General features: G+C 63.5%; 25 protein-coding genes and 1 pseudogene. 15 read left to right on the top strand and 11 right to left on the bottom strand.

Annotated features, from left to right (window positions below; genetic code table 11):
• Nucleotides 1-5 precede the first annotated feature (5 nt).
• On the bottom strand, nucleotides 6-1,067 hold the full coding sequence (locus ACMGGN_RS19650) for a hypothetical protein (protein WP_119688184.1): 1,062 nt from the start codon (nucleotides 1,065-1,067) through the stop codon (nucleotides 6-8).
• Nucleotides 1,068-1,306: 239 nt separating this feature from the next.
• On the opposite strand from ACMGGN_RS19650, the gene ACMGGN_RS19645 reads away from it, so the two are divergent.
• Both ACMGGN_RS19645 and ACMGGN_RS19640 read left to right on the top strand, forming a co-directional pair.
• Nucleotides 1,307-2,191, top strand: coding sequence for a sugar nucleotide-binding protein (locus ACMGGN_RS19645; protein WP_046785086.1), 885 nt, complete (start codon nucleotides 1,307-1,309; stop codon nucleotides 2,189-2,191).
• Nucleotides 2,184-3,116 (top strand): NAD-dependent epimerase/dehydratase family protein, encoded by a 933-nt coding sequence (locus ACMGGN_RS19640; RefSeq protein ID WP_414156230.1) that lies wholly within the window; start codon nucleotides 2,184-2,186, stop codon nucleotides 3,114-3,116. The genes ACMGGN_RS19645 and ACMGGN_RS19640 overlap by 8 nt, the downstream gene beginning before the upstream one ends.
• Nucleotides 3,117-3,275: 159 nt before the next feature.
• On the opposite strand, the gene ACMGGN_RS19635 is transcribed toward ACMGGN_RS19640, so the two are convergent.
• From ACMGGN_RS19635 to ACMGGN_RS19615, 5 genes are all read right to left on the bottom strand, one after another.
• Nucleotides 3,276-3,959 carry an OmpW/AlkL family protein gene (locus ACMGGN_RS19635; protein ID WP_012312498.1) on the bottom strand — a complete coding sequence of 228 codons (684 nt, stop codon included), beginning with the start codon at nucleotides 3,957-3,959 and terminating at the stop codon, nucleotides 3,276-3,278.
• Nucleotides 3,960-4,068: 109 nt separating this feature from the next.
• On the bottom strand, nucleotides 4,069-4,584 hold the full coding sequence (locus ACMGGN_RS19630; RefSeq protein WP_046785088.1) for a DUF3299 domain-containing protein: 516 nt from the start codon (nucleotides 4,582-4,584) through the stop codon (nucleotides 4,069-4,071).
• Between the two features lie 9 nt (nucleotides 4,585-4,593).
• Nucleotides 4,594-5,859: an ABC transporter permease gene (locus ACMGGN_RS19625; RefSeq protein WP_204919470.1), complete on the bottom strand. Its 1,266-nt coding sequence runs from the start codon at nucleotides 5,857-5,859 to the stop codon at nucleotides 4,594-4,596.
• A complete protein-coding gene (locus ACMGGN_RS19620; RefSeq protein WP_046785090.1) occupies nucleotides 5,859-6,569 on the bottom strand; it encodes an ABC transporter ATP-binding protein in 711 nt (236 codons plus the stop codon). Before ACMGGN_RS19620 ends, ACMGGN_RS19625 begins: the two co-directional genes overlap by 1 nt.
• Complete coding sequence (locus ACMGGN_RS19615) at nucleotides 6,570-7,136, bottom strand: DUF2796 domain-containing protein (RefSeq protein WP_237859153.1); 567 nt, start codon at nucleotides 7,134-7,136, stop codon at nucleotides 6,570-6,572. It abuts the gene before it with no gap.
• Nucleotides 7,137-7,269: 133 nt separating this feature from the next.
• Here ACMGGN_RS19615 and ACMGGN_RS19610 point away from each other — a divergent pair, with 133 nt between their 5' ends.
• Nucleotides 7,270-7,614 carry a hypothetical protein gene (locus ACMGGN_RS19610; protein ID WP_119688190.1) on the top strand — a complete coding sequence of 115 codons (345 nt, stop codon included), beginning with the start codon at nucleotides 7,270-7,272 and terminating at the stop codon, nucleotides 7,612-7,614.
• Nucleotides 7,615-7,671: 57 nt separating this feature from the next.
• Here the strand turns inward: ACMGGN_RS19610 and trxA are convergent, their stop codons facing one another.
• The 3 genes from trxA to ACMGGN_RS19595 are packed head-to-tail and all read right to left on the bottom strand — an operon-like array spanning nucleotide 7,672 to nucleotide 9,688.
• The gene (gene trxA, locus ACMGGN_RS19605) at nucleotides 7,672-8,544 is read right to left on the bottom strand and encodes a thioredoxin (protein ID WP_251962058.1); all 873 of its coding nucleotides are present in this window, start codon (nucleotides 8,542-8,544) and stop codon (nucleotides 7,672-7,674) included.
• A 31-nt stretch (nucleotides 8,545-8,575) separates the two neighbouring features.
• A complete protein-coding gene (locus tag ACMGGN_RS19600) occupies nucleotides 8,576-9,235 on the bottom strand; it encodes a class I SAM-dependent methyltransferase (protein WP_119688192.1) in 660 nt (219 codons plus the stop codon).
• Nucleotides 9,236-9,688, bottom strand: a complete 453-nt coding sequence (locus tag ACMGGN_RS19595; protein ID WP_012312506.1) for a YbaY family lipoprotein — start codon at nucleotides 9,686-9,688, stop codon at nucleotides 9,236-9,238.
• Nucleotides 9,689-9,794: 106 nt separating this feature from the next.
• Between ACMGGN_RS19595 and nrdR the strand changes: the two genes are divergently transcribed.
• From nrdR to ACMGGN_RS19535, 12 genes and pseudogenes are all read left to right on the top strand, one after another.
• Nucleotides 9,795-10,259: a transcriptional regulator NrdR gene (nrdR, locus tag ACMGGN_RS19590; RefSeq protein WP_008092351.1), complete on the top strand. Its 465-nt coding sequence runs from the start codon at nucleotides 9,795-9,797 to the stop codon at nucleotides 10,257-10,259.
• Nucleotides 10,260-10,261: 2 nt separating this feature from the next.
• Nucleotides 10,262-11,391, top strand: a pseudogene (gene ribD, locus ACMGGN_RS19585) (bifunctional diaminohydroxyphosphoribosylaminopyrimidine deaminase/5-amino-6-(5-phosphoribosylamino)uracil reductase RibD).
• A gap of 42 nt (nucleotides 11,392-11,433) precedes the next feature.
• Nucleotides 11,434-12,099, top strand: coding sequence for a riboflavin synthase (locus ACMGGN_RS19580; RefSeq protein WP_046785096.1), 666 nt, complete (start codon nucleotides 11,434-11,436; stop codon nucleotides 12,097-12,099).
• Nucleotides 12,100-12,117: 18 nt separating this feature from the next.
• A complete protein-coding gene (ribBA, locus tag ACMGGN_RS19575; RefSeq protein ID WP_012312509.1) occupies nucleotides 12,118-13,209 on the top strand; it encodes a bifunctional 3,4-dihydroxy-2-butanone-4-phosphate synthase/GTP cyclohydrolase II in 1,092 nt (363 codons plus the stop codon).
• A 91-nt stretch (nucleotides 13,210-13,300) separates the two neighbouring features.
• Nucleotides 13,301-13,777: a 6,7-dimethyl-8-ribityllumazine synthase gene (gene ribE / locus ACMGGN_RS19570; RefSeq protein ID WP_043210219.1), complete on the top strand. Its 477-nt coding sequence runs from the start codon at nucleotides 13,301-13,303 to the stop codon at nucleotides 13,775-13,777.
• On the top strand, nucleotides 13,774-14,274 hold the full coding sequence (gene nusB, locus ACMGGN_RS19565) for a transcription antitermination factor NusB (protein WP_012312511.1): 501 nt from the start codon (nucleotides 13,774-13,776) through the stop codon (nucleotides 14,272-14,274). The genes ribE and nusB overlap by 4 nt, the downstream gene beginning before the upstream one ends.
• A gap of 18 nt (nucleotides 14,275-14,292) precedes the next feature.
• On the top strand, nucleotides 14,293-15,252 hold the full coding sequence (thiL, locus tag ACMGGN_RS19560) for a thiamine-phosphate kinase (RefSeq protein ID WP_414156229.1): 960 nt from the start codon (nucleotides 14,293-14,295) through the stop codon (nucleotides 15,250-15,252).
• Complete coding sequence (locus ACMGGN_RS19555) at nucleotides 15,249-15,752, top strand: phosphatidylglycerophosphatase A (protein ID WP_046785099.1); 504 nt, start codon at nucleotides 15,249-15,251, stop codon at nucleotides 15,750-15,752. Before thiL ends, ACMGGN_RS19555 begins: the two co-directional genes overlap by 4 nt.
• A gap of 16 nt (nucleotides 15,753-15,768) precedes the next feature.
• Nucleotides 15,769-16,512 carry a substrate-binding periplasmic protein gene (locus ACMGGN_RS19550; RefSeq protein WP_115273469.1) on the top strand — a complete coding sequence of 248 codons (744 nt, stop codon included), beginning with the start codon at nucleotides 15,769-15,771 and terminating at the stop codon, nucleotides 16,510-16,512.
• A gap of 134 nt (nucleotides 16,513-16,646) precedes the next feature.
• Nucleotides 16,647-17,264, top strand: a complete 618-nt coding sequence (ribA, locus tag ACMGGN_RS19545) for a GTP cyclohydrolase II (protein ID WP_346640268.1) — start codon at nucleotides 16,647-16,649, stop codon at nucleotides 17,262-17,264.
• Nucleotides 17,261-17,680, top strand: coding sequence for a hypothetical protein (locus tag ACMGGN_RS19540; RefSeq protein WP_046785101.1), 420 nt, complete (start codon nucleotides 17,261-17,263; stop codon nucleotides 17,678-17,680). The genes ribA and ACMGGN_RS19540 overlap by 4 nt, the downstream gene beginning before the upstream one ends.
• Nucleotides 17,680-18,492: a cobalamin-binding protein gene (locus ACMGGN_RS19535; RefSeq protein WP_115273471.1), complete on the top strand. Its 813-nt coding sequence runs from the start codon at nucleotides 17,680-17,682 to the stop codon at nucleotides 18,490-18,492. The genes ACMGGN_RS19540 and ACMGGN_RS19535 overlap by 1 nt, the downstream gene beginning before the upstream one ends.
• Here ACMGGN_RS19535 and ACMGGN_RS19530 read toward each other — a convergent pair.
• Nucleotides 18,470-20,341: a TonB-dependent receptor domain-containing protein gene (locus ACMGGN_RS19530; protein ID WP_237859165.1), complete on the bottom strand. Its 1,872-nt coding sequence runs from the start codon at nucleotides 20,339-20,341 to the stop codon at nucleotides 18,470-18,472. The genes ACMGGN_RS19535 and ACMGGN_RS19530 overlap by 23 nt on opposite strands.
• 122 nt (nucleotides 20,342-20,463) lie before the next feature.
• Nucleotides 20,464-22,359 carry a 1-deoxy-D-xylulose-5-phosphate synthase gene (gene dxs / locus ACMGGN_RS19525; RefSeq protein WP_119688196.1) on the bottom strand — a complete coding sequence of 632 codons (1,896 nt, stop codon included), beginning with the start codon at nucleotides 22,357-22,359 and terminating at the stop codon, nucleotides 20,464-20,466.
• Nucleotides 22,360-22,363: the final 4 nt, after the last annotated feature.

Here is a 22,363-nt window from a genome sequence, read left to right as displayed (position 1 = left end):
CCGCCTTAGCCGCGTACGATCAGTGGATCTTGTTGTAATGTCACCGGCCGTGCATCAGGTGAGTACCCGAATAGACGAACCAGTAGTCTTCGGTTGTCCTTGACGATGTCGCGAGCGTGAAGTGCCTGGCTGTTATTAATCAATATTGCGGAGTCAGGGCTTGGTAGAAAGTCGTAGGGTTGCTCGTTTTCTAGTAAGGCTTGCAATGTTTGATAAGCCTGTCGTGTTGAATGGCTGGCTTCATGGTGCAATGAGTGTCTATAGCTATTATAGCGGAGGGTAAAATCACCTCTAGAATCGAACTGAAGTATTGAACTTGCGTTCATCCCCTGATGCTCATCGTTAACGAAGCAGTCGCTGCGGGTAAAGCAAAATGACTTGGAAGATAACGCCAGCCCCTCAAGGGCGTTGAGTTTTGAAATTGCATTGCGTACGGGTATCACTTGCGTCGGTTCCCGTAATGGATTCCATCTTGCACTCAGGATCAATGCGCTTGGGGCTGGGGAATGCTCACCTTCGCACTGAACCGAGCAGGTATAGGGAGGTTCAGTGTGCGGACCTAGCTGAACGCCTGCATGGGAACTCAGTTCCGCGTGATGGTGGCTAAATTCATTCGGCAGCGATCGTTCTCCACCGCCTTTGAAATTACCAACAATCCGTACTTGCATGCCGCCATTGTCGATATCGAAAGCGAATGAGCGGTAGTCGACAAGGTTCAAAAGAATCTGGTTTCGTGATGCCATATAGAGGATTGCGGGGTCGGTTTTCAGAGTTTCAATGTCTGCCAGGCACTTTGGTACAGGGTCGGCATGGGGGGCTTCCATTGCCGCGAATTCAAGTGCTGCCGCTTTTCCGGAGGCAAATATTTCAAGCGATTCGAGTTGTACATCGTCCAGTGAGCTTTTCAATATTTGTGCCTGGCAGGCAGATAGTGCAGCAGCGCCTGCGGCATCTGGGCCGCCGATGGCGGCAGTTTGTCTGGAGCCGTGATCAAGTATGCTGGCTTGAAGTTTACTGAATGTGAGATGGAGGATCTCGGGTCTGGCTTTAGCGTTTACCCCTGGCATTGTTGTTCTCCTTGTATGTAGGGAAAGGTAAAACTTATTGTTAGGGCGCCGACTATTTAGCCAGATATTTTTTACCGCTGATGTAAGGTCGAGGTCTTGCGAGCTGTGGGGGATGTCCATGGGTCTGGTAGGAATCGTCTTAGGTAGGTAGTGCTGTCAGCCTCAGGGTTGGACTTCCCCGTCTGGAAACCGCAAAATGAACCCTTTCCCTCATCAACCTGTTCGGATCTGCTGACTCTATGCGTATGCGCCTGATGCTGTTGGGTGGTGGCAATGCCCTCGGGCAAGCGCTGATTCGTCTCGGGGCCGAGGAGGACATCGCATTTCTGGCGCCGCGCCCGCCGGAAGACGGCTGGACGCCGGCAAGCCTGACCCAGCTGCTTGACGATCATCGCCCCGATGCGCTGGTCAACCTGGCTTACTACTTCGACTGGTTCCAGGCCGAGTCGGTCAGCGAGCCGCGCCTGGCTCAGCAGGAGCGGGCAGTGGAGCGCTTGGCGGAGCTGTGCCAGCATCACCAGATCACCCTGGTGCAGCCTTCCAGCTATCGGGTGTTCGATGGTTCGCGTGCCACGGCCTATAGCGAAAAAGATGAGCCCGTGCCGTTGGGCCTGCGTGGCCAGGCCTTGTGGCGCATCGAACAGAGCGTGCGTGCGGCCTGCCCGCAGCATGTGCTGCTGCGCTTCGGCTGGTTGCTGGACGAGAGCATCGACGGTGCCCTGGGCCGCTTCCTGACCCGCGCCGAGCAACCGCAGGAGCTGTTGCTGGCCGATGACCGCCGCGGCAACCCGACGCCGGTCGACGATGCCGCGCGGGTGATCCTGTCGGTGCTCAAGCAGCTCGATTGCACCGCGCCGCTGTGGGGCACTTACCACTATGCCGGTAACGAGGCGACCACACCGCTGGCGCTGGGCCAGGCGATCCTCACCGAGGCCGGGCAGCATCGCCAGCTGGCCGTGCAGGCGCCGACCGCGCAGGCGCATGCCGCCCGCCCGGATGCCAGTGAAGAGCCGCAGAACGCGGTGCTGGCCTGCAAGAAAATCCTTCATACCTTCGGCATCAAGCCGCGTGCCTGGCGCGCCGGCCTGCCGCCTCTACTGGACCGTTTCTACCGCCATGGCTGACGCCCCCATCCTGATCACCGGCGGCGCCGGCTTCATTGGCTCCCACCTGTGCGATGCGTTGCTGGCTAAAGGCTACGCGGTGCGTGTGCTGGACGACCTTTCCACTGGCAAGCGCGACAACCTGCAACTGGGCAACCCGCGCCTTGAGCTGGTGGAGGGTGATGTTGCCGATGCCGCACTGGTTCAGCGCGCCGCGGCAGGTTGCAGCGCTGTGGTTCATTTGGCCGCGGTGGCTTCGGTGCAGGCTTCGGTCGAGGACCCGGTAAAGACCCACCAGAGCAATTTCATCGGCACCCTCAATGTCTGTGAGGCCATGCGCCTGCAGGGTGTGCGCCGGGTGCTGTTCGCCTCCAGCGCGGCGGTGTACGGCAATAACGGCGAAGGCCAGTCGATTGCCGAGGATACGCCCAAGGCACCGCTGACCCCCTATGCGGTGGACAAGCTGGCCAGCGAGCAGTACCTGGACTTCTACCGCCGCCAGCATGGGCTGGAGCCGGTGGTGTTCCGCTTCTTCAACATCTTCGGGCCGCGCCAGGACCCTTCGTCCCCGTACTCCGGGGTGATCAGCATTTTCAGTGAGCGGGCCACCCAAGGGTTGCCGATCACGGTGTTCGGCGACGGCGAGCAAACTCGGGATTTCCTGTATGTGGGCGACCTGGTGCAGGTGATGGTGCAGGCGCTCGAGCAGCCGCAGGTGGAAGAGGGCGCGGTGAATATCGGCCTGAACCAAGCGACTTCGCTGAACCAGTTGCTCAAGGCGCTGGAAACCGTGGTCGGCAGCTTGCCGCCTGTCAGTTATGGCGAGGCTCGTTCGGGTGACATTCGCCACTCGCGGGCGGATAACCAGCGTTTGCTGGCACGATTCGATTTTCCGCAGCCGACTTCGATGGTCGAAGGGCTGGCGCACTTGCTCGGCAAGGCCTGACTTAGGCCGCTACGCAGCCCATCGCCGGCAAGCCGGCTCCCACGCTGATTGATGTACTCCGCACCTTGTGGGAGCTGGCTTGCCGGCGATGGGCTGCGTAGCAGCCCTAATGAGACTAACTGACTGGCATCAGGCCTTGGCCGCCCTGCATCGCAGTGGTCAGAACTTGTAGCCAAGGCCGACCATGTAGACCCACGGGTCGACTTCCACGTTGACCTTGGTCTTGCTGTAGCCCAGCGCGCTCGGGCCGTCGACGGTGGCCTTGGTGTCGATATCGACGTACCAGACCGAAGCGTTGACCAACAGGTTGTCGGTGAGCATGTAGTCCATCCCCAACTGCCCGGCGATACCGACCGAGTCCTGCAGCTTGAGGTTGCTGAAGCCTTGTTGCTTGCGCGCGCTGCTCAGGTCTTCGTCGAAGAACAGGGTGTAGTTGATGCCGATGCCCGCGTACGGCTGGAAGCGCGAGTTCGGTGCCATCGGGTAGTACTGCAGCGACAGGGTCGGTGGCAGTTGCTTGATGTCGGCCAGCTTGCCGTCCAGGCCGCCACCCAGGCCCTTCACGCCCACGGTGTGCTGGAACGGCGTGGCCGCCAGCAGTTCAAGGCCGACGTGGTCGGTGAGCATGTAGGCGAAAGTCAGGCCCAGTTGGGTGTCGCTGTCCAGGGTCGCCTTGGTGCCCGACACCTTGTTGCCGTCGAACTTCAGGTCGCCGCTGCTTTCGTTCGGGGCGGTGGTGATCGCGCCTGCGCGCAGGATCATGTCTCCCGCCTGGTAGGCGTGGGCGGCAGGGGCGGCGAGCGCAAGGGCCACAAGTGAGGCGCCGAGCAAGGACTTGTTCATGGAAGCTCCGAAAGGACGTGAGTAATCAAGTTGTCCAATGGTACGGAGCCGTCTAAACCGAATGTTTGACCCAGCTCAAAGAACTGCGTTCACGAATTAGAAACAGTTCTCACTTCAGCTCATAAACGTATATTTTCTCGGCTTCCATCTGGTAGCCGGCGTCGGCCAGTTCGCTGCTGGAGGCTCTGACGTGCAGCTTTCCTTCAATCCAGTAGGGCTGGTACAGGTCTTCGACGCGTACGCCCATTTCGCTGAAGATATGCACGATCTGGTTGGAGGGCGGTGGCGGTACATGGATACAGGCGCCGTAGTAGGGCACTAACAGGAACTCGGTAGTGCGACCTTCTTCGCTGACTTCCAGTGGCACGATATAGCCGGGAAGTTTGATTTGCTGGCCGTCCAGGTCCTTGACCACCGGCGCATCGGGCGCTTGCTGGCGCGCCGCTGGGGCTGATTCAGCGGACAGGGCGCTGCTCAGTTGCGACATGTCGTGTAGCGGGGCGAGTTGCGGCGGGATGATCGGCGCGCCTTCCGGGATCAGTGCAGGCCAGTCGAGTTCGCGGGGTTCGGCCGCCCAGGTGGGGGCAGCGAGCATCAGCAGGGATAAAAACAGCGCGCGGAACATGGCGTTTTCTCAGAGGTGAATCGACAACCCATCGGCCAGCGACTGCCGGTAAGCGCGCCAGGCCGGCACGCTGCCCATCAGCAGCGCTGCGCCGAGGATGATAGCAAGCAGCGTCCACTCGTGCGTGCTGGGCCAGGCCAGCGGCAGGTACAGGCCGTAGTTGGCCTGAACGTAGCCTTGGGCGAGGGCGATGCCGGCATACAGCAGGCCAAGCCCGGCAACGATACCGGCACTTGCCAGTGCCAGCGCTTCAAGCACCAGCAACCCGGCAATGTGCCAAGGCCGGGCCCCCACCGAGCGCAGAATCGCCATTTCCCGGCGACGTTCGTTGAGGCTGGTGAGAATGGCCGTGAGCATGCCGATCAAACCGGTCAACACGACGAACAGCGAGACCACGAACAACGCCTGTTCGGCCGTACCCATCAGGCTCCACAACTCCTGCAGCGCTACCCCGGGCAAGATCGCCAGCAGCGGCTCGCTGCGGTATTCATTGATCTCGCGCTGCAGGCTGAAGGTGGCGATCTTGCTGTTCAGGCCCAGCATGAACGCGGTGATCGCGGCGGGCTGCAGGTCCATGGCGCGAGCCTGTTCGGCGCTGATGCGCCCGGCACCACGGGCAGGCACGCCGTTATGCCAGTCGATATGGATCGCCTCCATGCCCGCCAGGCTGATGTGCAGCGTGCGGTCGACAGGTGTGCCGGTGCGTTTGAGCACGCCGACCACGGTGAACGGCTTGTCGTCGTGCTTGACCAGGCTGATTGCCGCCACGCCATGGGCAAGCACCAGCTTGTCGCCAAGCCTGTAGTGCAGCGCCTCGGCCACCTCGGCCCCCAGCACCACCTCGAACGGGTCGCTGGCGAACTCACGGCCTTGGCTCAGCTCCAGGTGCTGCCGGCGACCGTACTGGTAATGGCTGAAGTATTCACCGGTGGTGCCCATTACCCGGTAGCCGCGGTGCGAGTCGCCGAGCGAGATGGGAATCGCCCACTTCACCCGTGGGTCCTGGGCGTAATGCTGGTAACTGTCCCAACGGATATTGTTGGTGGCGTTGCCGATGCGGAACACCGAATACAGCAGCAGGTTTACCGAACCCGAGCGGGCGCCGACGATCAGGTCGGTGCCGCTGATGGTGCTGGCGAAACTGGCGCGTGCTTCGGTGCGCACACGTTCCACGGCCAGCAGCAGGCACACCGACAGGGCGATGGCGAAGGCGGTGAGAAACGCCGTGAAACGGCGATTGGCCAGGCTGGCCAGGGCAAGGCGAAGCAGGTACATCAGGCCTCCCGGGGCGTGGCTGCGCGGTTGAGTTCGGCCAGTGACAGATGACGGTCGAACAGCGGTGCCAGGCTCTGGTCATGGCTGACGAACAACAGGCTGGAGCCGGCGGCGCGACATTCATCGAACAGCAGGCGGATGAACGCCTCGCGGGTGTCGGCATCCAGTGCCGAGGTCGGTTCGTCGGCAATGACCAGCTCGGGTTGGCCGATCAATGCTCGGGCAGCGGCCACCCTTTGTTGCTGGCCGATCGACAGGCTGTCGGCGCGGCGGGCAAGCAGTGCCGGGTCGTTCAGGCCCAGATGGGCAAGCAGCTCGCGGGCAGCTTGGTCGACACTGCCGTGGCGTTGGCGGGCGCGGTCGGCCCGGCTGTGCGAAAAGCGGCAGGGCAGTTCGACGTTTTCCCGTACCGAGAGGAACGGCAGCAGGTTGAACTGCTGGAAGATATAACCGGTGTGATCGACCCGAAAGCGGTCGCGGGCGCCCTGGCCCAGGCTGCCGAGATCCTGGCCGAGCAACTGGATGCGGCCCTGGGCTGGCACGTTCACCCCGCCCAGCAGGCCCAGCAAGGTGGTCTTGCCACTGCCGCTGGGGCCCTTGAGGAACAGGGCCTCGCCTGCTTCCAGGCGAAACGCGGGGATATCCAGCAATGGCGGCTGCCCTGGCCAGGCGAACACCAGGTCCTGCAGCGCGATCAACGGCAGGCTCATTCAGAACGCGACCACGGCCTTGGCAGGCGAGGTTTCCAGGCCTTTCTGGCCGTTCGGGCCGATCAACTGCACATTGATTTTCTGCGTGGCGGGGAAGGTCTTGAACAGCGGTGTGAGGTCGAGCTGAGAGAGTTTTTCCGGGGTGGAGCATTTGAGCTGATAGTGCGCACTGATGTCGCTGTGCTGGTGGCCATGCTCATGTTCATCACCGTCGTCATCTTTTGCCGTATCACCGAACAGTGGGCTCTCCAGCTCCTGAGCATCTTCCTGGCAGCCAGCAGCCGCTGCCAGGCCAAACAGCTTCAGAGGTTGCTCGAGCTGCTGGCGCACGGCGGCGACCTTGGCTTTGTCGGCATCACTGCTGGCGCTGTGTTCAAAGCCGACCAGGTTCATTGCCGGGCTGTCCAGCTCCAGCTCAAGGGTGTTGCCGTCGAGCACCACATTGAGCTTGGCCACACCGTGCTCATGCGCCCCGAGCGTGCCGTGGGCGTGATCATGGTCTTCGTGGGCATGAGCCACGGCCAGGGGCAGCAGGGCGAAGGGCAGGGCGAGCAGCAGGCGACGCATGGGTGACTCCAGAAGCGGACCGGGAAAGATTTAGTAATGTTATAACAACTTTTCTCTGTGCCGCCAGCCTGCGTGGTGAAGGTTTCATGTTGTTGTAGCATGAGGGTATTGAACGCGCCTGAAGGAATGCATCGTGAGAATTCGTGGACAGATTGGTGACTGGCCGGTGGACCTGAGCATTGAGCTGGAGCCCGAAGAGTGGGCGCAGTTGGGGCGGCAGCTTGAAATGCCTGTGGCGGCCGAAACGGTATCGCAGGCTATAGCAGCAGCGCCGCGCCAGGATGACGGGCAGTGGACGGCTGCGCGGGAGGTGCTGCGTCAGGCGGGGCAGATGAACGGGCCAGAATTGCTGGACCGGTTGGAAGGGCTGGCGGGTAGTACGGCGGCGGGCAAGCGGCTGCTGGTGCGGTTGCGACACAGCAGTGAGGTGAAGGTGGAAAGTGGCGCGGATGCGCCGGTGTATCACTGGGTCGGGTAAAGCTGTAGGCCTGTGTTGCCCCGCAAGCGAGGGCATGGCCCTCGCCTGTTGGGCGAATCAGAACATGGCCGAAGACAGCCTGCGGCGGTAAACAGCCACCAGCGGATGGTCGCCACCGAGCAGGTCGAACACTTGCAGCATCGCCTTCTGCGGCAAGCCGTTTTCATAGGCGCGGTTACGCTGGAACAGTTTAAGCAGCCCATCCAGCGCCGCTTCATACTGCTGGCGCGCCAGTTGCTGGATGCACAGCTGGTAAGCCGCTTCATCATCCTGCGGGTTCTGCGCCAGGCGGCTTTTCAGGTCGGCGACTTCCGGCAGGCTGGCAGCCTGGCGCAGGAAGGTCAGCTGCGCTTTGGCACCGGCCAGGGCGGCCTTGTGCTCATCGGTCTTGACCGCGTCCAGCACGATCTGCGCTTCGCCCAGCTCACCGCGCTCGGCCAGGCAGCGGGCATACAGGATCAGGGCCTCGGCATTGCTGTTGTCTTCACCCAGCAGGGCCTGCAGCAATGCCTCGGCCTCGGCGAAACGGCTCTCGGCGAACAAACCTTTGGCTTGCTCCAGGGGCGAGGCGGCCGGTGCGGCAGGCATCTGCACATGAGGCTCGAGCATGGCGCGGATCGCCGACTCCGGCTGCGCGCCGGCAAAGCCGTCGACCGGCTGGCCATCCTTGAACAGCACAACCGTGGGCAGGCTACGAATGCCGAACTGGGCAACGACTTGCTGCTCAACGTCGCAGTTGATCTTGGCCAGCAGCAGCTCGCCCTGATAACCCTCGGTGATTTTCGCCAGCAGTGGCATCAGCGCCTTGCAGGGCGCGCACCACTCTGCCCAGAAGTCCACGAGGACCGGCTTGTGGAAGGAGTTTTCGATCACCAGTTGCTGGAAGTTGGCATCGGTGGCATCGAAGATAAACGGTGTTTCCTGGCTCATCGTGACTCTCGCAAATCCGTGAATGGCACCACTATAAAGGCTCGCGGCTGGCGTGGTACAGGCTGACCCGGCGGAATTCGTGCGGCTCGGCCAGGTCCGGCAGGGTCAGTGCTTCAAGCACGCCCAACTGCTGGTAAAGCGGGTGGCTGAAATCGCGTACTCGGGAGTCTGCCACCAGCGCCTGGCGACCGCGGCCGAGGAAGGCATCGAGCAGCGGCAGATTGGCGCGGTCGTACAGCACATCGGCAACCAGAATCAGGTCGAAACGGTCTTCTTCGGCGAAGAAGTCATTGCTGTAACTGAGCTCGACCCCGTTCAGCTCGGCATTGGCGCGGCTGGCATCGAGTGCCAGCGGGTCGAGATCGCAGGCCACCACTTCCAATGCCCCGGCGCGCGCTGCAGCAATGCCGGCGATACCGGAGCCGGCGCCAAAGTCCAGCACGCGCTTGCCGGCCACCCATTCAGGGTGCTCGGCCAGGTAGCGGGCCATGGCCAGGCCGCTGGCCCAGCAAAAGCTCCAGTACGGTGGGTCTTCGAGAATACGCCGGGTTTCTTCAATGCTGAAGGCGCGGTCCATGTTCTGATCGTCGATCAACCAGAGTTTGAGCGCGCACCCAGGCAGTTCACTGACGACCAGCCGCGCTTCGCCGATCAGGCCGCTGAGGGCCTGTTGCAAGGCAAGCGGCGCCACCTAAGGCGCCTTCTTGAAACGCAGCGGGCCAGTGGCCTGAGTCTGGGCCTGGGTGATGCGCACGGGCGGCAGGTGCATGATCAGTTGGCCCGACTGGCTGGCGCGGCCACGCAGTTCGACCCGAGCCCCGGCCGGAAAGACCTCCGGGTTGAAGCGCAGGCGGTAGGGCAGCGCCTGGCCGGTCCCGGTCAGGGTGCTGCTGGCCAGAAGCTGTTGCGGCCGGTCGCGCTCGTCGATGACCAGCAAGGCCAGCTCCACGTCGGCACCGCGGGGGATTTCCAGCAAGGTACCGCTCAGTTCGCGTTGATAGGCGGGCAGCGGGCCCAGTGGTTCGGCCTTTTTCGCCACCTTGGCGGGCGCAGGTGCCGGGGCTGGCTCGGTCTTCGGCCGATCGCTGCCACAGGCGGCGAGCAGGGCGGCGCAGCCCAGCACGACGAGCGCTCGATAATGCATGGGGTAGTCCTTCAGGGGCAGATTTACCTTGGATGTTAACCCCTTTGGCTTGTCTTGCCAGTGGGATGCGCTACCATGGCCCTCCCTTTTTTTGTTGCCTGCCACCATGCACTGTCCCTTTTGCGGTGCCAACGACACCAAGGTCATCGACTCGCGCCTGGTCGCCGAGGGCGAACAAGTGCGCCGCCGTCGCGAATGCGTGGCCTGCGGCGAGCGTTTCACCACCTTCGAAACCGCCGAGCTGGTCTTGCCCCGGCTGATCAAGCAGGACGGCACGCGCCAGCCTTTCGACGAAGAAAAGCTGCGTGCCGGCATGCAGCGCGCGCTGGAGAAGCGCCCGGTCAGCGTCGAACGCCTCGAGGCGGCCCTGGCACATATCAAGAGCCGGCTGCGCGCTACGGGTGAGCGCGAGGTCAAGTCGCTGGTGGTGGGTGAGCTGGTGATGGCCGAGCTGCGCAAGCTCGATGAAGTGGCCTACATCCGTTTCGCTTCGGTGTACCGCCGCTTCCAGGACCTCGATGAATTCCGCGAAGAAATCGACCGCCTGGCCCGCGAGCCGGCTAAAGAGTGAGCATGCCGAGCCAGACCGCGATCCTCGACGCCCATTACATGGCCCGTGCCCTGGAGCTTGCCCGCAAGGGCATCTACACCACTCACCCCAACCCGCGCGTGGGTTGTGTGATCGTCCGTGACGGCGAAGTGGTGGGTGAGGGCTGGCATGTGCGCGCCGGTGAACCACATGCCGAAGTGCATGCCCTGCGCCAGGCCGGTGAGCGTGCCCGCGGCGCCTGTGCCTACGTGACGCTCGAGCCTTGTAGCCACCATGGCCGCACCCCACCGTGCGCCGAAGCGCTGGTACAGGCTGGTGTGGCGCGGGTGGTGGCAGCCATGCAGGACCCCAACCCGCAGGTCGCCGGGCAGGGCCTGCGCCGCCTGGCCGAAGCGGGCATCGAAGTCGCCAGCGGCGTGCTCGAAGCCCAGGCCCGTGGCCTGAACCCCGGTTTCCTGAAGCGCATGGAGCACGGCTTGCCGTTCGTGCGGGCCAAGCTGGCCATGAGCCTGGATGGCCGCACCGCCATGGCCAGCGGTGAAAGCCAATGGATCACCGGCCCTGCCGCCCGCTCTGCAGTGCAGCGCCTGCGTGCCCGTGCCAGCGTGGTACTGACCAGCGCCGCCAGCGTATTGGCCGACAACGCACGGATGACCGTGCGCGGCGCCGAGCTGGGCCTGGACCCCGACACCACCGCGCTGGCGCTGAGCCGCCCCCCGTGCGCGTACTGATCGATGGCCGCCTGCGCCTGCCACTGGACGCGCCGTTCTTCAAGGCTGGCCCGGCCCTGGTGGTAACCGCCAGGGGGAACGACCCGCGGTACGCCCAGGCTGGCCACGAGCTGCTCAGCCTGCCGGGCAGCAATGGCCAGGTCGATCTGCTCGCCTTGATGCAGGCGCTTGCAGCGCGTGGCGTCAACGACATCCTGCTGGAAGCTGGCGCGGGCCTGGCCGGCGCTTTTGCCCAATTGGGCCTGATCGACGAGTACCAGCTGTTCGTCGCCGGCACCTTCCTTGGCTCCCAGGCCCGTCCGTTGCTGGACTGGCCTCTGTCGAAGATGAGCGAAGCGCCACGGCTGAAAATTACCGAAATGCGTGCAGTGGGCGATGACTGGCGGGTCACGGCCATCCCTCTGTCGGCGCCCGGCGTATAATGCCGGGCTTGCCCTGCGCAACCCGTTTTTGAGGAAGTCCCCATGTTCACCGGCATCATCGAATCCATCGGCACCATCCGCAGCCTGACCCCCAAGGGCGGTGACGTGCGCGTCTACGTCGAGACCGGCAAGCTCGACCTGGGTGACGTCAAGCTCGGCGACAGCATCGCCGTCAACGGCGTGTGCCTGACCGCCGTCGAACTGCCGGGCGATGGCTTCTGGGCCGACGTCAGCGTCGAGACCCTCAAGCGCACCGCTTTCATCGACCTCAAGAGCGGCAGCAAGGTCAACCTGGAAAAGGCCCTGACCCCGACCACCCGCCTGGGCGGCCACCTGGTGAGCGGCCACGTCGACGGTGTCGGCGAAATCATCTCGCGCAGCGATAGCGCTCGCGCCATCCAGTTCCGCGTGCGTGCACCCAAGGAGCTGGCCAAGTACATTGCCCACAAGGGTTCGATCACCGTCGACGGCACCAGCCTGACGGTCAATGAGGTCAATGGCGCCGAGTTCGAGCTGACCATTGTCCCGCACACCCTGTCCGAAACCATCATGGCCGACTACCGCGCAGGGCGTCGGGTCAACCTTGAGGTCGATTTGCTGGCCCGTTACCTGGAGCGCCTGCTGCTGGGCGACAAGGCTGGCGAACCGAGCAAGGGCAGTGGCATTACCGAAAGCTTCCTGGCCGCCAACGGCTTCTTGAAATCCTGATTGAGAAGGGGGTGCCGCGTGGCGCTCAACAGCATCGAAGAACTGGTCGAAGACATCCGCCAGGGCAAAATGGTCATCCTGATGGATGACGAAGACCGTGAAAACGAAGGCGACATCATCATGGCGGCCGAGTGCTGCCTGCCTGAGCACATCAACTTCATGGCCAAGCACGCCCGTGGGTTGATCTGCATGCCGATGACCCGCGAACGTTGCGAAACCCTCAAGCTGCCGCTGATGGCGCCGCGCAACGGTTCGGGCTTCGGTACCAAGTTCACTGTGTCGATCGAAGCGGCCGAAGGTGTTACCACCGGCATCTCGGCGGCCGACCGCGCACGCACCGTGCAGGCCGCAGCCGCCAAGGATGCCAAGGCCGAAGACATCGTAAGCCCGGGCCACATCTTCCCGCTGATGGCCCAGCCCGGCGGTACCCTGGCACGCGCCGGCCACACTGAGGCCGCCTGCGACCTGGCGCGCATGGCCGGTTTCGAGCCGAGCGGCGTGATCTGTGAAGTGATGAACGATGACGGCACCATGTCGCGTCGCGCCGAGCTCGAAGTGTTCGCCGCCGAGCATGGCCTGAAAATCGGCACCATCGCCGACCTGATCCACTACCGCATGATCCACGAACGCACCGTGCAGCGCGTTTCCGAGCAGCCGATCGAGAGTGAGCTGGGTGAGTTCAACCTGGTCACCTACCGCGACGCCGTGGAAGGCGATGTGCACATGGCCCTGACCCTGGGCAAGGTCTGCGCCGAAGAACCGACCCTGGTGCGTGTGCACAACATGGACCCGCTGCGCGACCTGCTGCTGGTCAAGCAGCCTGGCCGCTGGAGCCTTCGCGCCGCCATGGCCGCGGTTGCCGAGGCCGGCAGCGGCGTGGTGCTGTTGCTGGGCCACCCACTGGATGGCGATGTGCTGCTGGCACATATCCGCGAAAGCGCAGGCGATGCACCGACCAAGGCACCGACCACCTACAGCACTGTGGGTGCCGGTTCGCAGATCCTGCGTGACCTTGGCGTGCGCAAGATGCGCCTGATGAGTTCGCCGATGAAATTCAATGCGATATCCGGATTCGATCTGGAAGTTGTAGAATACGTGCCCTCCGAGTGACTTGAGGCGGCGCTTGCGCCCTCACGCTCGAGTCCAAACCCTCCCGAGGCCGCCAGAGCGCGGCCTCGCTCTTGAAGATGAGAACATCGGAATGACCCTGAAGACCATCGAAGGTACCTTCATTGCCCCCAAAGGTCGCTATGCTTTGGTGGTTGGCCGCTTCAACAGCTTCGTCGTAGAAAGCCTGGTGAGCGGTGCCGTTGATGCCCTGGTACGCCACGGTGTCAGCGAAAGCGACATCACCATCATCCGTGCCCCGGGCGCGTTCGAAATCCCGCTGGTGGCTCAGAAAGTCGCCCAGCAAGGTGAATACGACGCGATCGTCGCCCTGGGCGCAGTGATCCGTGGCGGTACCCCGCACTTCGAATACGTGGCGGGCGAATGCACCAAGGGCCTGGCCCAGGTGTCCATGGAGTTCGGTGTGCCGGTGGCCTTCGGTGTCCTGACCGTCGACTCCATCGAGCAAGCCATCGAGCGTTCCGGCACCAAGGCCGGTAACAAAGGTGCTGAAGCTGCCCTGTCCGCTCTGGAAATGGTCAGCCTGCTGGCGCAGTTGGAGGCCAAGTGATTAGCGACGAAAGCGATCGTTTCAACCCGCGCGATCCAAAACCTGCGGATGCCGGCAAGCCATCGAAGAGCGCCAAGCGCCGCGAAGCCCGCAAGCTCGCGACCCAGGCACTGTACCAATGGCACATGGCTCAGCATTCGCTGAACGAGATCGAAGCGCAGTTCCGGGTCGATAACGATTTTACCGATGTAGATGGCGCCTATTTCCGCGAAATCCTGCATGGGGTTCCGGCCATCAAGAGCGAAATCGACAGCGCGCTGAAACCGTGCATGGACATCGCCCTGGAAGAGCTCGACCCGGTCGAACTGGCCGTATTGCGCCTGTCCACCTGGGAGTTCATCAAGCGTGTCGATGTACCGTATCGCGTTGTGATCAACGAAGGCGTAGAGCTGGCCAAGGTCTTCGGCGCCACTGACGGCCACAAGTTCGTCAACGGCGTGCTGGACAAGCTGGCACCTTCGCTGCGCGAAGCAGAAGTCAAGGCGAACAAGCGCTGATCCTGGCGCTGTCGAGCCATGGGTGAGTTCGAGCTGATCAACCATTACTTCGCCGCCGCGCCCTGTGCGCAGGGCGGTGAGGGCGTGGCGCTGGGCATTGGCGACGACTGCGCCTTGCTCGAGCTTGCCCCGGGCGAGCAGTTGGCGGTGTCTACCGACACCCTGGTTGCCGGGGTGCACTTCCCGACGGTCTGTGACCCGCGCTTGCTGGGGCAGCGCTCACTGGCCGTGGCGGCCAGCGACCTTGCAGCCATGGGCGCCAATGCCATCGGCTTCACCCTTGCCCTCACCCTGCCCGATGTCGGTCCCGACTGGCTCGCCGCCTTCGCCGACGGCCTCAGCCGCATGGCCCAGCGTTGCCGCATGAGCCTGATTGGTGGCGACACCACTCGCGGCCCCTTGAGCATCACCGTCACTGTTTTGGGCAGCGTCCCCGCTGGCCAGGTCCTGCGCCGCAGCGGTGCCCGGCCGGGTGACCTGCTGTGTGTGGGGGGCGTGCTGGGCAAGGCAGCCGGTGCGTTACCGTTGGTGCTGGGCGAGCGGGAAGCGCCTGCCGAGCAGGCCGAGCCCCTGCTGGCCCACTACTGGTCGCCGCTGCCTCAACTCGGCCTGGGCCGGCGCTTGCGCGGGCGGGCGACGGCGGCGCTGGACATCTCCGATGGCCTGCTTGCCGATTGTGGGCACATCGCCAAGGCCTCCGGCGTCGCCCTTGAGGTGAACCTGGCGCAGGTGCCAGTGTCTCCTGCACTAGAGGCCTTTCTCGGCCGCGACGCGGCGGTGCAGGCGGCGCTCACCGGTGGCGACGATTACGTATTGGCGTTCACCCTGCCGCCTGAGGCGCTTTCATCCCTGGCGGACGCCGGCGTACATGTCGTCGGCCGAGTGCTCCAAGGGCAGGGCGTGACCCTGCGTGACCCCCAAGGCCAGGACATCACTCCCGTACAGCGGGGCTATCAACACTTTAGGGAGACACCGTGACCGACCACCCCAACCAGGTGCCTGCGGAGTTCGTTCCGCCATCGGTCTGGCGCAACCCGTGGCACTTCATCGCTTTCGGCTTCGGTTCGGGCACGCTGCCCAAGGCACCCGGCACCTGGGGCTCGATGGTGGCCATTCCGTTCATCCCGCTGTGGCAGATGCTGCCCGATTGGGGTTACTGGCTGCTGCTGGGCATCACCATGCTGTTCGGCTTCTGGCTGTGCGGTAAAGTCGCCAATGACTTGCGCGTGCACGACCATGAAGGCATTGTCTGGGATGAAATGGTCGGCATGTGGATCACCCTCTGGCTTGTGCCGCAAGGGTGGCAGTGGATTCTGGCGGGGTTCCTGATGTTCCGCTTCTTCGACATCCTCAAGCCATGGCCGATTCGCTGGATCGATCGCCATGTGCACGGCGGTGTCGGCATCATGCTCGACGATATCCTGGCCGGCGTGTTTGCCTGGCTGGGCATGCAGGTTCTGGTGTGGGCGGTAGGCTGAGACAGGGAGCGCTTTGATGGCCATTCGGACTGTGCTGCTGGCAATTTTGTTCAGCGTTGCCCATGGGGCGCTGGCGGCCGAAGGCGTACCGAAACAGGTCCATCTGGTCAGTGAAGAGTGGTTGGACTACACCAATGCCGATGGTACCGGCGTGGCCTGGGATGTCTTGCGCAAGGTCTTTGAGCCTGCCGGCGTCAAGGTCGTGGCAAAGAGTGCCCCTTACAGCCGTGCCGTCGGGCTGGTCAAACGCGGTGAGGCCGATGCTTGGGTCGGGTCTTACAAGGATGAGAACGACGACAATCTCTACCCGCGTTGGCACTTCGACATGGACCACATCTATGCGCTGGGGCTTGCCAGCAAACCGGTGCCTACCTTGGACACCGTTGGTCAGTATCGCTTGGCCTGGGTGCGTGGCTACGATTACGGCAGCTACCTGCCGAACGTAAAGGAGTCGCGCGAGATCCAGCGCCGCGAAGGCATCCTGCCAATGCTTGAGCATGATCGCGTGGACTTCTACATCGATGCGCTGACCGAAGTTGACTACGTGCTTGGCCAAACCTCTCAGCCAGAACGGTTCCGGCGAACCCATGTCGCCGAACTGCCGTTGTACCTGGCCTTTGCCCGCAACGAGCACGGCAAGGCCCTGCGTGAACTGTTCGACAGACGCATGGCTGAACTGGTACGCAGCGGCGAGTTGAAGCCTATCTTCCAGCACTGGAAACAGCCGTATCCCTTTACTGCCGACAGCAAGCCTCAATAGCACCATGGGCTGCCACAGGCTAACCGAACATCGAACTTTTCGATCTTAACCCACGGTATTCAGCCAGCGCACAGGCGCTGACCTGCTGATACAATCGCTTCACGAGAATTTTCCTACTTATCCAGGAGCACAACGTGCCCGTCGTCTTTGTTGCCGCCTCTAAACTCCCGACCCCCTTCGCGACTTTCACCATGCATGGTTTCCTCGACGAAGCCACCGGCCGTGAGCACGTGGTGCTCAGCCTGGGTGACATCGCCGACGGTGAGCCGGTGTTGGGGCGCCTGCACTCCGAGTGCCTGACTGGCGATGCCCTGTTCAGCCAGCGTTGCGACTGCGGCTCGCAACTGGAAGCCGCCCTGCAGGCCATTGCCCGTGAAGGGCGCGGCGTGCTGCTTTACCTGCGTCAGGAAGGCCGTGGCATCGGCCTGCTGAACAAGATCCGCGCCTATGAGTTGCAGGATGGTGGTGCCGACACTGTAGAGGCCAACGAGCGTCTGGGGTTCGCTGCCGACCAGCGTGATTACGCGATCTGCCTGCCGATGCTCGAGCACCTGTGCGTGAAATCGCTGCGCCTGATGACCAACAACCCGCGCAAGGTCAAGGCGCTAACCGACATGAACATCAAGGTTGCCGAGCGCGTGCCGCTGCATACCGGGCATAACCCGCACAACCGTTACTACCTGGCGACCAAGGCCGACAAGCTTGGCCACATGCTGGGTAACGAACACCAGGGTGAGGTCCCCCAGGCGTGACCCGCAGCGAGGTGAAGCGGCGCCTGGCGCTGGCCTGGTGGCAATACCTGGCGGTTGGCCTGGTGCCGCTACCGGTGATGGCCTGGGCCTTTGGCGGTGGCGATGCGCTGATCCCGGTGCTGGCGATGCCGCTGTTCATCGCCGGTGCGGCAACCATGTTCCTCAGCCTGCCGCGTTTCGGCGCCTACAAGCGTGCTTTGATCGCCACCTCCAAGTTGCTTGGCACGGCTGAAGAGCCGGCTGCCTGGATCGAGTTGGCCCGGGTGCGGCGCATGGCCATGCTGTTCGCCTGTTTCCCTGCCTGGGTCGCCGCGCTGTCGGTGCTGGTAGGGCTCGAAGCTGTGCCGCAAATCCTCTTGGCGTTATCCACAGTGGTGGTGCTTTACCTCTACCGCATCCCGCGTCAGCTGGGGTGATGCGCCGCCTGCTCTGCCTGCTGGCGCTGCTGGCCTGCACCGTCCAGGCTGGCGAGCCTCTGCGCGTGGTCAGCCTTGCGCCTTCGATGAGCGAAATCATGCTTGAGCTGCAGGCCGATGACCTGCTGGTGGGCGTGCTCGACGGCGGCGAGCGCCCAGCGGCGCTGCGCCACCTGCCTTCGGTAGGGCGCCAGGGGCAACTGGACATGGAACGCCTGCTCAGCCTCAGGCCTGACCTGCTGTTGCTCTGGCCCGGCAGTGTGGCTCCGGCCCAGCGCGATCAGCTTACGCGCCTGGGTATCGCGACCTACAGTGCAGAACCCCACGACCTTGAGCAACTGCTTGAACAGATCGAGGCCATTGCCGTGCGTGTAGGGCGGGCACAGCAGGGGCGGCGTTATGTGGGAGGCCTGCGTGAACGGTTGCGGCAACTGCGTCAGCACTATCGGCGTGAACAGCCGCTACGGGTGTTCTATCAGGTCTGGGACCGGCCGCTGTACACCTTGGGTGGGCGACAGGTGGTGAGTGATGCCTTGGCGGTGTGTGGGGCGCGCAATATCTTTGCCGACCTGAGCCAGCCGGCACCGCAAGTGAATGTGGAATCAGTGCTGATGCGCGATCCGCAGGTGATTCTGGCTGGCGACCAGGGGCAGTTGGCAAGCTGGAAGGCCTGGCCAGATTTGGGCGCTGTGGCCGGTGATCGTCTGCTGGTGGTGCCGGACAAGGGCCTGGAGCGGCCCAGCGGGCAGATGATCGAAGCCACCGCCCGCTTGTGTGCGCTGCTCGAAGCTAAAGCGCCGGCGTCCAGGTGACGCTGAACAGGGCCGTGCGGCCCTCTTCGCGGTAGCCGTAGCTGGCGCCATCGTAGCTGTACAGCGCACGGCTGTAGCCTTTGTCCAGCAGGTTATCCAGCTTTAGTTCCAGCTTCAGCTCGTCGGTCGCTGCCCAGCTGCTGCGCAGGCCCAGCAAGCCATAGCCGCCGAGGCGGTTGCGGTTGGCCTCGTCGTCGTAACTGGCGCTGACGGCCTGCCAGCTGCCTCCTACCGTAAAACGCTCGAATTGACGGTCCAGGTCCAGGCTCAAGGTGCGCCTTGCGCGGCGGGCGAGGGTGTGGCCGCTGTCACGATCACGTGGATCGATCAACGCCAGGCCCAGCTGGCTGCGCCATTGGCCCCACTGTTGCTCCAGTGCCATTTCCACGCCGTTGATACGCGCAGAGGCCACATTACGCGGGATCGAGTCCTGGCCAAAGATAATCGCATCGCGCAGGTCAGTACGGTACAGCGAAGTTTCCAGGCGGCTGTCGCGGCTGAGCTGGCTGCGCCATTGCAGCTCGTAACTTCTGGAATGCTCCGGGTCCAGCTGCGGGTTGCTGTACTGCGGGTAGTACAAGTCGTTGAAGGTCGGCGCACGAAAGCCTTCGCTGTAGGACAGCAGCACATCGTTGTGCGTATTCAGCGGCACGGTCAGGCTACCGCTCCATGTGGTCTGGCCGCCAAACTGCTGGTTCTGGTCGCGGCGCACGCCCAGTTCGGTAGAGACGTGCTCGCCGCGCAAGCGATGCTGGATGAAAGCGGCGCGGTTCCAGCGGCTGTCTTCGCTGAAATCGGTGCTGGCGTGCACGCGGTCTTCGTACCAGTCGCCGCCGATCAACAGGTTCTGCCGCTCGCTCAGGGCCAGGTCGTTCTGCCAAGTGACCTGGTCGCGATAGGTGTTGAACACCGAGCGTTCGTCACTGAGCTTGTCGCGCTTGTCGTCGCGGTTTTCGCTATGGCCCAGCTCCAGGCGTGAATGCCACACGTCATTGAGCTGTGCATCGAAGTAAGTACCCAGGCTGCTGACGCTGAAGTCGGTGTAGGGCTTTTGCCCGAAGCTTTCGAAGGTGACCGGGTCGAAGCCACCGAACGGATTGTCGTACTCGCTGCGCCCTTGGCTGTCGAGCAGGTTCAGGCCGGCTTCGAAACGTTCGCCAAAGGTGTGGCTCAGGCTCAGGTTGAACGACTTGTTGCGGTAGGCATCATGATCGCCGTCGCTGGCGAAGGACGGGCCGGTCGAGTCGATGCCTGCTGTTTCGTCCAGGCTGGCGCCCAGGTTGAAGCGGGTGGCGCCCTCGCCTCCGGACAGGCCCAGGCTGCGTTGCCAGGTCTGGTTGCTGCCTGCCGCCATGCGCAGGCGCGGCTGCAGGCCCGTGCCGTTGCTGCGACGGGTGAAGATCTGAATGACACCGCCGATGGCATCGCTGCCGTAGATCGCCGAGCGTGAGCCGCGCAGCACTTCGACACGCTCGATCTGGTCGACGTGGAGAAACTGCAGGCCGCTGTCGCCCGAGGTGGCGTTGGCGATGCGCACACCGTCGACCAGTACCAGGCTCTGCGCGGCCTTGGTGCCGCGGATGAAGATACCCGGCAGGCTACCGCGGCCACCGGTGGGCGCGACTTGCACGCCTGGCACGCGGGCGAGCAGGTCGGTGACGCTGGTCGGTTGCAGGCGGTCGATGTCGTTGCGGGTGAAAACGGTGTTGGCGGCGCTGGTGGCGGTGCGTGATTCGACCTGGCGGTTGGCGCTGATCAGCACGTCGGTGAGCTTCAGGGCGTCGTCGCGTTCGGCGGCCAGAAGCGGCAGGGGCAGGCAGAGCAGGGTGGCGAAGGTTGAGGTTTTCATGGGCAGTACCAGTTTGCGAGGGCTGCGCCCTCGATCGCGACACAAGGCCGCTCCTACAGGATTCCGCGGTCCTGTGTAGGAGCGGCCTTGTGTCGCGATGGGCCGCAAGGCGGCCCCAGGGATTACAGGCCGAGCCTGGCCATGCGGGCCTTCACCGAAGCTTCGATGCCGGCCGCATCCAGCCCACATTCAGCCAGCATCTGCGCAGGCTTGGCGTGCTCGACATAGATATCCGGCAGGCCCAGGTGCAGCAGCGGCTTGATCACGGCCTGGCTGGCCAAAAACTCACCCACCGCAGCCCCCGCACCGCCCATGATGGCGTTCTCTTCGAGGGTCACCAGCAGCTCATGACTGCCTGCCAGCTCCAGCACCAGTGCCTCGTCCAGCGGCTTGACGAAACGCATGTCGACCACGGTGGCGTTGATTTTCTCGGCAACCTGCAGGGCTTCGGCCAACTGCACGCCAAACACCAGCAAAGCGACCTTTTCGCCCTGACGACGGATGACGCCCTTGCCGATTTCCAGCGGTTCCAGGTCACCACTGATCGGCGCGTTGGGGCCGGTGCCGCGTGGGTAGCGCACCGCTGCCGGGCCGTTGTACAGGTGGCCGGTGCTGAGCATCTTGCGCAGTTCGTTCTCGTCGCTGGGCGTCATCACCAGCATGCCCGGGATGCAGCGCAGGTACGACAGGTCGTAGCTGCCCGCGTGGGTCGGGCCGTCTTCGCCGACCAGGCCTGCCCGGTCAATGGCGAACAGGACGTCGAGGTTCTGTACCGCCACGTCGTGGATCAGCTGGTCGTAGGCGCGCTGCAGGAAGGTCGAGTAGATCGCGACCACCGGCTTGCTGCCTTCGCAGGCCATGCCCGCCGCCAGCGTCACGGCATGCTGCTCGGCGATGGCCACATCGAAGTAGCGCTCGGGGTAACGCTCACTGAAGGCAACCAGGTCGGAGCCTTCCTTCATTGCCGGGGTGATGCCCACCAGGCGGTTGTCGGCAGCGGCCATGTCGCACAGCCACTGGCCGAATACCGCAGAGTACTTCGGCCCGCTGGCCTTCTTCGGCGCGGCCGGCTTGTCGGCAGGCTCGAGTTTGGTGATGGCGTGGTAGCCGATCGGGTCGATCTCGGCCGGCGCGAAGCCTTTACCCTTCTTGGTCACCACGTGCAGGAACTGCGGGCCTTTGAGGTCACGCATGTTGCGCAGGGTGGCGATCATGGTCGGCAGGTCGTGGCCATCGATCGGACCGATGTAGTTCCAGCCCAGCTCTTCGAACAGGGTGCCGGGTACCAGCATGCCCTTGGCGTATTCCTCGGTGCGGCGGGCAATCTCCCAGGCACCTGGCAGGCGCGACAGCACCTTCTTGCTGCCCTCGCGCATGCTTGCGTAGGTGCGGCTGGAAAGAATCTTGGCCAGGTAATTGGACAGCCCGCCAACGTTGCGCGAGATCGACATGTCGTTGTCGTTGAGAATGACCAGCATGTCGGCGTTGACTTCCTGGGCGTGGTTCAACGCCTCGAACGCCATACCGGCTGTCAGGGCACCGTCACCGATCACTGCAATCGACTTGCGCGCGCTGTTCTGCAGGCGGGCGGCAATGGCCATGCCCAGTGCGGCGCTGATCGAGGTGCTGGAGTGGCCGACGCCAAAGGTGTCGTACTCACTCTCGCTGCGGCGCGGGAAGGCGGCGATCCCGTCCTTCTGGCGCAGGCTCAGCATGCGGTTGCGCCGGCCGGTGAGGATCTTGTGCGGGTAGGCTTGATGGCCGACGTCCCACACCAGCCGGTCGTCCGGGGTGTCGAAGACGTAGTGCAGGGCGATCGTCAGTTCGATCACGCCCAGGCCGGCGCCAAAATGCCCACCGGTCTGACCCACGGTGTAGAGCAGCTCCTGGCGCAGCTCGTCGGCCAGGTGCTCAAGGTCGGCTTCGGCCAGCCGGCGCAGGCCGGCAGGCGTGTCAGCGCGGTCGAGCAGCGGCGTGACCGGGCGTTCGCGGGGGATCTCTTGAAACGTCGTGGGCATCAGG

The sequence above is a fragment of the Pseudomonas sp. BNK-30 genome (genome assembly GCF_047456185.1).
Classification (GTDB): Bacteria; Pseudomonadota; Gammaproteobacteria; order Pseudomonadales; family Pseudomonadaceae; genus Aquipseudomonas; species Aquipseudomonas putida_E.
This window is presented reverse-complemented; position numbering and strand designations above follow the sequence as displayed.